The sequence below is a fragment of the Streptomyces sp. NPDC054834 genome (genome assembly GCF_053611185.1).
This window is the reverse complement of record NZ_JBSGZV010000036.1, coordinates 87093-97969: the sequence shown is the minus strand read 5'-3', so window position 1 is coordinate 97969 and position 10877 is coordinate 87093. Positions and strand designations below refer to the sequence as shown.

The window sequence follows — 10877 nt, the reverse complement described above, 5'->3', positions numbered from 1 at the left end:
GCTCCGGTGCTCGACCACCCGGATCACCTGCCTCGTCCAGGCCGTCCTCACCCTGCATTTGGCCAGCTCAGACCGATGATGAAAAAGCCTCAATGCCTAGACCTTGCAGTCGTGACTGCTGGCGAACACGAGGCGGTAGGCCATCGTGGGCACTTGGAACACCAAGCCTCTGGCCTCGTGAGTCCACCGGGGGACTCCTGTGGCGACCAAAACGTGAACTTCGCCGCCGATGCTGCCGAAGTAGACAGGGCGACTCGACAGTCGAAGAGGCTGCCGGGGGCCATCTGAGGCCAGCCTTGGCAGGATCGCAGGGCGATCCATACCGGCCGTACCGAGTTCGTCGACTGAAGGGCCCGTTCCTTGATTGAGGGCCAGGATGATGCTCACCTGCCTGTAGGCTCCGCAATCGGTGAGTCGGCACTGGGATCGTGCGGGCTCCCCGACTGGGGAGCCTTCAGCTACCTGCACGACCGACTTGCGCATGCGACGGGACCTGCGGCCTGGCATCAGTCAGATGCTCCGCATCCCACCGTTGAGGTACCAAGAGCTGTCTGCGAGGGCGAAGAGCAACGCGGCCTGCCAGCTGTTTGGGTCGTAGTCGGAATACTCGTCGGCGTCAGCGAGGAGGTGGTCACGCAGCCCGTCGGGTCCGGACTCTTCGAGCGTTCTCGTGTCTTTCCTCTTCCGCATGGACAGGGCGTGCCCTGCCTCGGCCCTGTAGCGGTCAGCCAAGTGGTATTGGGTGAAGTGGCGTCGCAGCCGTGCGGCCTTGGTGTTGGACCAGGTTCCAGGCGGTGTCGCCTCGAACACGGCGACACCGCCGGCTGCGCTGAAGATGCGGGCGGAGAGCCATCGTTCGGAACCGAAATCGTCGAAGTAGGGATGAATTGCCTCCCGTGAGGGCTCTCGATCAAAGGTGTTCGACTTGGCTTGGTTGCAGGTTCCACACACCGCGACGAGGTTCTGGGGGGCCAAGGCGAGGAGAGGAAACTTGTCTTTCGGCGCATGGTGGTCGACTTGTGCGACCGCCTGTATGCCGCACAGGGGGCACCGGCTGTCGGCCGCCAGCGCCTTGATTGCGTCGTACAGTTGGCGGCCCGCCGCGCGGCCTACCACGGCTTGTGCGTAGATCTCCTCAAACATCGCGCGGTCCTGGTGGTCTTCCTGCTTAATTAGCTCGACCAGGAGGAAAGAACGGAGTATCCCATACTGGCCAGCCAGTCGGTATTCCTGTTCCAGCTCCCTGAGTCCAAATAGGTGTGTGTCGACCCTATCGGCGTACCCGTACTTCTGCAGCCATGCCGAGCAGGCATCGACGACCTCTTTGACGGTGAATACCGGTCGTGCCGGCCGGAGCATCAGTCCCGCCCCCGGGTCCGTGGGTAGGTCATCGCCCGCAGGAGGGAGCGGGCTTCCGAGCCCAGCCCGGTGAAGCGGGCAGTGATCTCCTCGTAGGAGCCACCCTCCTCCACTGCATCGACGATGGCAGCGTGAAATCCAGTAGAGGTGGTCTCCAGGCCGAAGGCTTCGTGGGTGAGCTCGCCCACGCTCTCGCCGTACGTCTCCATCGTCGGCTTGCTGGCCGTAAGCTCCGCGCCATTACGGACCAGTCTCCAGACGCACGAGGCGGGTACCTCTTGCAGCACGACGGGGGAATGGGTGGCAATGACGGCCATGCCGTTTCGGTCCGCGAGCAGGTCGGAGAGAGCCCGGGTGAGGGCGGCCAAGAGGGGTGGGTGCAGATGGATCTCCGGCTCGTCAATCAGGACAAGCGTGCGCTCGCGGACCACCCTGACCAACCGAGTCACCATGAGGAGTACGACCTTGTGCCCGGAGCTGAGTCCGTCGAAGACCTCACCGATTGCGTCTGCGACGCCTCGTTGGTCAGGATGTCGCATAAGACCGCTGATCAAGTCGGAGTACTCGTCGAGGAACCCGCTGGCGGAGTAGTTCAGCGTGTCGATCGCCTTGCGCCAGCGCTCTCCCGTTGCACCGATGCGGACCTCGAGGAAGCTTTGTACGAATTCCTCGCGCAGGTCGGCATCAGACTTCAACTCCCGCCTAGTCTTCCTGAGGCCGATGTAGTTGAAACGCAGGTCTTCCCCAGAGTCCTCTATTTGGTGCGGCCTGTCGAAGGGGCTGAAGCTTACGAGCGCGCAGCCCGTGAAGCTGTTGTCCTCACCTCCGGAAGCACTTTCCAAAGACACACGTCTTGCCATCACATGCTCTGCGATGCCTTGCAGCATCCGGGACTTTCCGACGCCGTTGCGACCGATCAATGCATGAACGTTCGTGGCCGGCCGGCTCCCCGGTACGGCCTCAAACTCAAACTCCGGGGCCGGGAGCAAGCCCTCTTGGACAGGGGTGTAAGACCACTTGAAAGGCACTCGGCGTGCACGCGTACCCGTGGCGATCCGCTGCAGGAGACGCAGGTCCTTGCCGGTTCTGTCGCGCATCAGGGAACTCGCTAGCACGGGATGATCTGAGAAGATGGCCTCCATTTCCGGGTTGTAGGCGATGTCATTCAGGGCCCTCAGGATGTCCCGGCCCATTCCCGCCGGCAGCTCGTTCAGGGCCGCGTAGTAGTCGTCCTGGTGGGCTAGGCTGGCGAAGTCCTCCGAAAGGGAGTGGAACTCCTCAGGCAGCACCTCCGCGGTAGCCCGCATGCCCTCCGGCTCGGTGTTCAGATCAAGATGCCCGATCCGAACGTAGCCGATACGCTTCACCCTTCCTTCCAAGTGGACCCGCAGGTCGAATGTGGTGACGAACCCGTAGTCGTTCCAACTGTCTTTGATCAAATAGGCGCCGTCGAGTCTCGGCACCCTCGCTTTGTACTCCAGAACCTTGAACCGCACTGAGCTCCCTCAACAGACGCCGATCGACTGACGATCAGACTGCCTCATGCATCCCCGTGAGGGCTGCAAGTTTTGCCTTCTCACCGCCGCCAGAGGTGCCAGTGACGGTCAGTGGCCTTCGGGATCCCGGCGCGGCAAAGGCGGCGAGTCGGGTCCGCCCCGATCACGCGGGCTTTCCAATCGGGGAGTCCAGCTAGCCTTCTGCAGCACCGCTCCTCCGCCGCGACGCGCCTGGGGGGCCCTTCCTCCCGAGGCGCACATGTCCAGTGCCGACAGTTCCTCGACCCGCTGAGCCGACAGTTGGTTGGCTTTGGCCCGCTGCTGGCTGATCCAAACCCCGAGCGGCATCGCTTCGCCATCGACCAGCTCGCTGGTGCTGCGGGTACATCGAGGTGCTCTCACCTGGGAACCTGAGCTCCTGCGGTCTGCCTTGGGAGACGGAGGGCGCTCCTCCTTTGAGGTGCGGCACCTTCTGTCAGACGTCAGGGAGGGTTACTGCGCAGGCCCGGACGAGACGTCGTGCCCGTGAGGTCGGAGCCATGTCGCATACCGTGAGCCGTTCCGTGATCCGGTGGGTGGGCACGGGGGCGCACAAGGGGCGCACTGCCTCGGTGGTGTGCCCCACTGGTCTGAGCCGATTCGGCAAAACTGCTTCCGCTTCCTGAGCGGTTCCTGAAAGCTTGAACAGCGCACAAACGCGTGGACTTGTGAAGATCGATTCATGCGCCACCGAGGTGTGGCGCTAGGAAGCGGTCGCCGTTGAGGCGGCCGGTTGGGTCGGTCGAGGCGGCTCCGGGGGTGAGGCATTTTTGCCTGGCAGGCAAACTTCCTGATGGCGTGACGTCTCTGTCGTGGCGCACCGGATGTCGCACGTAGATTGCGAATCGGTAACAGGGGTTCCCTGTCGTGACGTTTTGTTGAACGCTTAAGCTCCATGAATGAGGGGGACTCGTGAGGGTTGTTGAGCATGCCTGGCGGGGGGCCAGGCGGGGGGCTCGGGCGCTTCATTGATCCCGCAGTCACACACGAGGAGACCCGGCTGCACCCCGCTGGGGCTGGCAGGGCCACTCCCGCAGCGCGGTGCACCCAGGGTCGATGTCGAAGGCTTCCGCTTTCAGGGCAGTCGGCCGTGCCTCAGCGGCTTCAGGTCTGGGTCCACCCTGAATATCGGTGCGTTGGGGCAGGGATACGCCCGGCTGATCCCGGCAACGAATGTGCGATGCCAGCCTGCAACCCCGATCGCTGGCATCGGGATGCGCTGGTTGCAGAGAAAGTTAGGGCCCTAACTCCGCCGACCCGCCGCAAGTTGGGCGTTCGAACGCCGGATGACCACGGCTCGTCCGCCAAGGCCACAAAAACCGACCTGATCAGGTGGCTGTTCTTACTGTCCGCAGCAGGTCCGGCAGTGTGCGATTTACGCACGAGTGAAAAACAGGGCGATCGTAGTTCAGGAGCCACGTAGATGCAGGGCTGTCAGCCTGCGTCGTGGTGACAGCAGTTGAGGCGGTGTAGTCGTGATGAACAAACGTGCCGATTGGGTCCCCGACGCCGGGTTGGTCCGGGAGGTTGATGACCTCTTCGGGCGGGCGATTGATTCGTATCGTGCGAATCCGAACCTGATCACGGAGCACGCCAACCAGGAGGAGTCCATCCGGGTCGGGGGCTACTCGAACCGCACGCTTCTGGAACTCGTGCAGAACGCGGCTGACGCCATGTCGGGGGCTGCCGAACACGAGGAGGGAGCGGGGCGGGTCGAGATCGTCCTCGACCTTGACCGCCAGACACTGTACTGCGCGAACGCCGGCCGTCCGTTCTCCCGAAGCGGCCTCACCACGCTCGCCCATGCGCATCTCAGTGGTAAACGAGGCGACGAGATCGGGCGGTTCGGGCTCGGTTTCAAGTCGGTGCTCGCGGTCACCGACACTCCACAGGTGTTCAGCCGATCGGTCGCCTTCGAGTTCAACTCGTCGAAGGCGAAGGCGGCGATCGCGACGATCGCGCCCGCCTCCAAGAGACTCCCGGTCCTGAGGACCCTGACCCGGATCGACGCGGAGGCCGAGTTCGTCAAGGACGCGATCCTGGCCGAGCTGGCGGAGTGGGCGGTGACGATAGTCAGATTGCCGCATGCGACGAGGCTGGAAAATCTCAAGAAGGAGATCGAGGAATTCCGATCCGAGTTCCTCCTCTTCGTCAACTCGGTGCGTGAGATCCGGCTCCGGGTAATCGGAGCCGACGCGAACTTCGTGACGAGTCACGTGTCGCGGCAGCTGGGCGACGGCAGGTTTCGGATCGAGCGTCCAGACGGTGACCACGAAGAGTGGTACGTCGACAACCGAATGCATGCACCCAGCCCCGAGGCTCGGATCGAAGTCGGCGAAGCGGTGTCTCGTGACCGAATGAAGGTCACGGTCGCGATGCCGGCACGCTTCGCACAACTGAGGACGGGCGAGTTCTGGTCGTATTTCCCGCTCCAGGACAGGACATCGGCATCCGCCCTTTTCAACGCCCCCTGGAGCGTCAACGACGACCGCACCACCCTGCTTTCGAACACGTACAACCGAGAGATCCTCGTGACTCTCTCGGGGATGTTCCTGGACATGCTGCCGAAGGTCTCGTCCGTCGACGATCCGGCAGCACACCTGGACTACATGCCGGCGCGTGGCCGTGAGACCCATTCGTTCGGCGACGAGATTCTCTGCGCCCATGTTCCGCAGCTCGGCTGTGAGAAGGCTCTGATCCCCGACGCGACCGGCGTGCTACGCACGCCGCTAGAGCTCCGTCCCCTCGACTTCGGCGTCAGTGAGGCGTCCGAACGTGACCACGAAGAGTGGATCAAATCGCCCCACACCGACGACGCCGTGCCGCACTGGCGTTGTTACGCCAACGGTCAGCAGCGTGTGACTCGCTTGAGGGCGCTCTACGTGTGCAGCGTCTCCACCGCCTTCGCCGACTCACGCCCCAGAGATGATTTGAAGGCGTTGGAGAAGATCTCCAAGAGAGGTGTCCTGTCTTGGCTGCGTGAGTGGGCGGAGGGGCCGGATGGGGCCTCTGCAGCGAAGGCGCTCGATTTCGTGCTGCGCAATCCCAACGGCTTCGGTCCTGCGAAGGTCATACCGACGACCGGCGGCATGTTGTCCATCAAGGACCGTGACCGGGTCTTCCTACATCGTGCGGAGGATGTCGACATCGAAGGAGCGTGCTTCGTCGATCCGGACTTCCTGGCTGTTCCCGGCGTCGAGAAGAAGCTCGGGGACAGAGGCTTTCGGGATCTCGATCCTCTCTCGATGTTCGAGGCCAGGATGGCCAGGCTGTCGCCCGAGGCCGAGGCCGACGAACTCCCGAAGTTCTGGGACGCTGCCACCGATGTGCCGATGGCACAGGCACAGAAGGTCGTGGCGGGCAACAAGGCAGGTGCTCTCAAGGTTCCGACACGCGACGGTGGTTGGGCTCCACCCATGTACGTGCTGGACATCGACGGTCTTGGCGACAGCGCACCCGATCGAGTTCTGGACCGGACGAAGTGTGTTCCCCAGCTCGCACACGCGGCAGGGGTCATCACCGAGCCGGTCGGCTCGTACTCGCTCGAGGACGAGGTCCACTTCGATGACTACTGCCAGTACGTGCTGGACGAGGTGAACCGGAGGCTCGGGCCCGGAGAACGCCCCGTCGAGCAGGTGGAGTTCGACAGGGGGGACGGTCCCGGCCCATTCTCGGTACTCCTGATGTTGGAGGACGCGGGCGCGTCCGAACTCGTACGCGAGCGGTGGACGGAAGGACTGCTCAGACTCGACCAGGCAGGTCACTGGCTCTGCACGGACATCGACACAGGGCTCAGCCACAGGGTTCTGTCTCCTGTTCGATGGGCGGCTGGCCGAGCCGGCCTGCTGAAGTCGGCTCGCGGCTACCGGACTCCCGACCGCGTAGTCTCCGCGTCGCTCGTCGAGTACGAGGCCCTGCTGCCTCTCTTCCGAGGACCGCGCCACGTCGAGGACGCCCTGCAGCTGCCCAAGGACCTGGGCGAAGTCCCTGCGGAGGTCCTGCGTGAAGCGCTCGAGGCGGAGGTCACCTCGCAGATCAGCAACGTGGCCCTGACGGGTTTCGTCCTCACCGCGAGTCGGTTCGCATTCCCGGAGGGGCATCCCAGGTTCATCCCCGCCCGGGTGGGCCGCGTCATCGAGAGGAGGCGGCCCGATGCGGTGTACTTGGCGACGACCGAAGAGGAACGCGAGTTCCTCAACCTGAGGCAGAAGCCGTACCTCAAGGTGGATGAGGACGAAGCGGACGAGTTCGTCGACGTGGTCGGATGCCGACGGTTCGAGGACAGTTTCTCCTTCTCGCTCCTGGTCGACGGTCGGCAGGTCGAGGAGCGCGTCCTCGATTTGTACACCGGACTGCGTTCGACGTTCGTCGAGGACAAGGTCACGAACGCGACCGTGGCCAAGGCCGTCCAGATCACGAAGCGTGTGACCACGGAGGACGGTGTCGAGGACCAGTCGCTCGAGTGGCACTGCCAGGGAATGACCCTGGTGGTCCAGGCAGAACTCGACGAACGTCGTGTCCTGCAGATCGTCAACGAGGCATTCGACCTGCGCCTGTCGAACGCCGAGTTGAGCGACATCCTCCAGGCACGCGTCGACCAACACCTGGAGATGCAACGGCAAGACGCCCGGGCCGCGTCCAGTGACGTGGAGCGGCTGGCGATCTACATCGGTGACGACACGCTGAAGGAGAACCTGCCGAAGGGACTTTGGCAGGCGCTTGAGGGCCAAGGCCTGGTGGACGGCTCCACGTCCGTCGCCGAGCTGTTCCTGACCGTCTATGGCAGCGACTCGATCAAGCTTCTCGCGGAGGAGTTCAGCGCCGAGGGGTACACGGACGTTCCCGAGAAATGGGCGGGGGGAGCGTTGACCGTCGCCTGGCTTCGGAAGATGGGGTTCGGTGCCAAGTACGCCGGGCGTCGCACCCGACACCAGGACGATGAGTTCGTCGTGCCTGGTGCCGTGAAGCTCAAGCCCCTGCACGACTTCCAGGAGAAGATCAGGGAGGAACTGAAGGAGGTCCTGACGTCCCAAGGGAGGGACGGTCGTGCGCTCAAGGGCATGGTGGAACTTCCGACGGGAGCCGGGAAGACCCGGGTGGCCACCGAAACCGTGCTGCGGCTGTTCGTCGACGGCGCGATGAGCGGAACCGTGCTCTGGATCGCGCAGTCGGAGGAGCTCTGCGAGCAGGCGGTGCAGACGTTCGGCACCGTCTGGCGTTGGCTCGGGGACGAGCGTCCGTTGACGATCGGCCGGCTCTGGAACACCAATGTCGTCCACGAACCCGACACCGAGTTCAGTGTGGTCGTGGCCACCGACGCCAAGCTCGACCGAGTGGCCGACACTCCTGAGTACGAGTGGCTGAGCAGGGCCTCCGCGGTATTCATCGACGAGGCGCACCGGGCCGGCGGGTCGAAGATGTACACGAAGATCCTCAGGTGGCTCGGAGTCGACGGTCGTAGCTGGGAACGGCCTCTGGTGGGCATCTCGGCGACGCCGTTCAAGGGCAGCGGCGACGTCACCGAGCCGACGAAGGAACTGGCGGCCCGCTTCGGTCACCACAAGATGAGCGCCTTCGACGGCAACGCCTACCCGGAGCTCTCGAAGAGAGGTGTCCTCGCCAGGGTCCGACACGAAGTGCTGGACGGCGTGAAGGTCCGGCTGGAACCGGACGAACTCGCACAGGTGCGGTCCCTGCGCAAACTCGAACCCCAGGTCCTCGACCGCATCGGCCGGGACCAGGCCCGCATGAAAATCCTCGTGGACGACATCCTGAAGCGGGATCCAGAATGGCCAATCCTCGTGTTCACGCCGAACGTCCTGTCCGCCCAGGTCCTCGCCGCGACACTGCGTTACCGGAATGTCGCGGCCGAAGCGGTCAGCGGCCAGACCGGACGGCAGACGCGCCGTGACGTCATCGAGAGATTCAAGAGGAACGAAATCAGGGTTCTGGCCAACTGCGACCTGCTGATCCAGGGATTCGACGCGCCCGGCGTCCGGGCGCTGTACATCGCGAGGCCCACGTTCAGTCCCAGCGCCTACATCCAGATGGCCGGCCGCGGTCTGCGTGGTCCTGAGAACGGCGGCAAGGAGGAGTGCCTCATCGTGGACGTCGCCGACAACTTCGGCGCGGTCAACGACTTCCTCGGATTCCGTGCCTACGAGGGCCTCTGGCGAAAGCAGGGATCGTGATCGTCATACCGGATCTCGCCGACATCGAGACGACCACCAGCAGCAACGCCGAACGGCGGGTGGCCCGGCTGCTGCGAGCGATCGACGGCCCCTCTGACGCCGTCGCCTTCCACTCCGTGAAGCTGCGGAGCCACGCGGTCAAGCAGCAGGGGGAAGCGGACTTCGTCGTGCTCTGGAACGGCGTAGTCATCATCGTCGAGCTCAAGGGCGGTGGCGTCAGAAAGTACGACGGCGTCTGGTACTCCATCGACCGCCACGGTGACTGGAAGAAGTTGCGCGAGTCGCCGATGGACCAGGCGCAGTCGGCGATGTACGCGCTGCGCGACATCCTCCAGGAGGAAGGCGTCGGTTGGTTCGCGACCGAGGCCGTTGCCCTCACCCCCGACATAGACGCGCCTCCGGCAGCCGTCGAATGGAAGGGAAGCCACTGGTGGGCCAAGGAGCAGATGAGCATTGCCGCACTGACCGAAGCCTTCCAAAAGGTCGCTGGCGAAGCGAGGACCCCTCCCCACGGAATCAGAGTCGCCCGGTCCGAGACGCTCCGGGCGCGCCTCTTCGGTGAGTTCACCAGGATGCCCGTCATCGACGCGCAGCGGGGCGCCGTGCTGGAGGAGCAGAATCGAGCGACCGAGGGCCAGGCCAGGGTCTTGGCCGCGCTCTCCCGGAACCCGAGGATGCTCGTCTTCGGTGGCGCGGGCACCGGGAAATCCCTGGTGCTGGCGGAGGGCGCGAAGCAGGAGGCGGGCGAAGGCAAGTCGGTGCTCATCACCTTTCACTCGCCCGCCCTGGTCGACTTCTTCGGCCCGCGGATCGAGGGCAGAGACATCGATCTCCTTCCGTTCGCCGACCTGTCCGGTGACAAGCAGTACGACGTCGTCTTCGTCGACGAGGCACAGGACCTCATGAACGCCGACGGCATGGATGCCTTGGACGCCGTGATCCGCGGGGGCCGAGAAGGCGGCCGGTGGAGGATGTTCCTCGACCCCAACAACCAGGCACGCGTCGACGGCGAGTTCGACCCGGAGGTCTGCGAGTTGGTTCAGCAGGAGGCGCTCCAGTACGACCTGGACCGGAACGTGCGCAACACCCGTGCGATCGTCCACGTCGTGCAGGAGTACCTCGGCGCCGACGTCGGGGACCCGGGCATCGTCCATGGCGACCGAGTGGAATGGCGGTGGTCGGACGGGACGGCCGGCGTCTCCGCGGCCGAGACCGTGGCTCGCGACCTCGTCGCGAACGGGGCCCGCCGACAGGACATCTGGATCATCAGTGTGTCCGAGGACGCCGAGCCGCGCAGGAGCGAGGCCGGATTCCTCGTGACCCACCCCCGCTACGCCAAGGGGCTGGAGGCAGAGCACGTCATCGTCTGCGACCTGCCCCAGGAATACGACGACCGGGGACTCGCCGCGTTCTACGTGGCCGTCACGCGGGCGCGGGTCACGCTCCACGTGGTCGCGTCCAAGGACGACAAGAAGCGGCTCCAGGATCTTCTTCGAAAGCAGGTTGGGAAGTGAACCTCACAGCAGCCCAGAAGGAGGCCCTTCACCATCTCCGAGCCTCCTACGTGGGGCCCGAGGCCGGAGACGAGGAGGTCACGGCGAACCTGCCTCACCGGCAGTACGCCGTCGGCATGCTCTTCCCGGTCGAAGCCGAGGCACGAGGCTCTCACGGCGACCGGAACACGGACGAAGAGGTATCGGCGGATGTCCCGGACGGCGATGTCGAGGAGACCGGGGCCGGTGTCCCTCTGGCCGAGGACTGGAAGCCCTCGTCCGTCGCGCTCTCCTTCGTC

General features: G+C 64.4%; 5 protein-coding genes. 2 read left to right on the top strand and 3 right to left on the bottom strand.

Annotated elements, in window-relative coordinates; genetic code table 11:
* Positions 1 to 510: 510 nt before the first annotated feature.
* The 3 genes from ACWGJM_RS35230 to ACWGJM_RS35220 all read right to left on the bottom strand — a co-directional run bounded on the left by ACWGJM_RS35230 (position 511) and on the right by ACWGJM_RS35220 (position 3257).
* Positions 511 to 1359, bottom strand: coding sequence for an HNH endonuclease signature motif containing protein (locus ACWGJM_RS35230; protein WP_453415826.1), 849 nt, complete (start codon positions 1357 to 1359; stop codon positions 511 to 513).
* On the bottom strand, positions 1359 to 2855 hold the full coding sequence (locus tag ACWGJM_RS35225) for an AAA family ATPase (protein WP_453415825.1): 1497 nt from the start codon (positions 2853 to 2855) through the stop codon (positions 1359 to 1361). Before ACWGJM_RS35225 ends, ACWGJM_RS35230 begins: the two co-directional genes overlap by 1 nt.
* 108 nt (positions 2856 to 2963) lie before the next feature.
* A complete protein-coding gene (locus ACWGJM_RS35220) occupies positions 2964 to 3257 on the bottom strand; it encodes a helicase associated domain-containing protein (protein ID WP_453415824.1) in 294 nt (97 codons plus the stop codon).
* A gap of 1115 nt (positions 3258 to 4372) precedes the next feature.
* Between ACWGJM_RS35220 and ACWGJM_RS35215 the strand changes: the two genes are divergently transcribed.
* Together ACWGJM_RS35215 and ACWGJM_RS35210 are read left to right on the top strand one after the other, a co-directional pair.
* Entirely contained in the window at positions 4373 to 9085 is a 4713-nt protein-coding gene (locus tag ACWGJM_RS35215) for a sacsin N-terminal ATP-binding-like domain-containing protein (RefSeq protein ID WP_453415831.1), read from the top strand.
* Positions 9082 to 10599: an NERD domain-containing protein gene (locus ACWGJM_RS35210; RefSeq protein WP_453415823.1), complete on the top strand. Its 1518-nt coding sequence runs from the start codon at positions 9082 to 9084 to the stop codon at positions 10597 to 10599. The genes ACWGJM_RS35215 and ACWGJM_RS35210 overlap by 4 nt, the downstream gene beginning before the upstream one ends.
* Positions 10600 to 10877: the final 278 nt, after the last annotated feature.

What these genes read in the sequence shown, in the direction of transcription:
- ACWGJM_RS35230 (WP_453415826.1), bottom strand. Translation starts at nt 1,359, where the DNA reads ATGCTCCGGCCGGCACGACCGGTATTCACCGTCAAAGAGGTCGTCGAT.
- ACWGJM_RS35215 (WP_453415831.1), top strand. Translation starts at nt 4,373, where the DNA reads ATGAACAAACGTGCCGATTGGGTCCCCGACGCCGGGTTGGTCCGGGAG.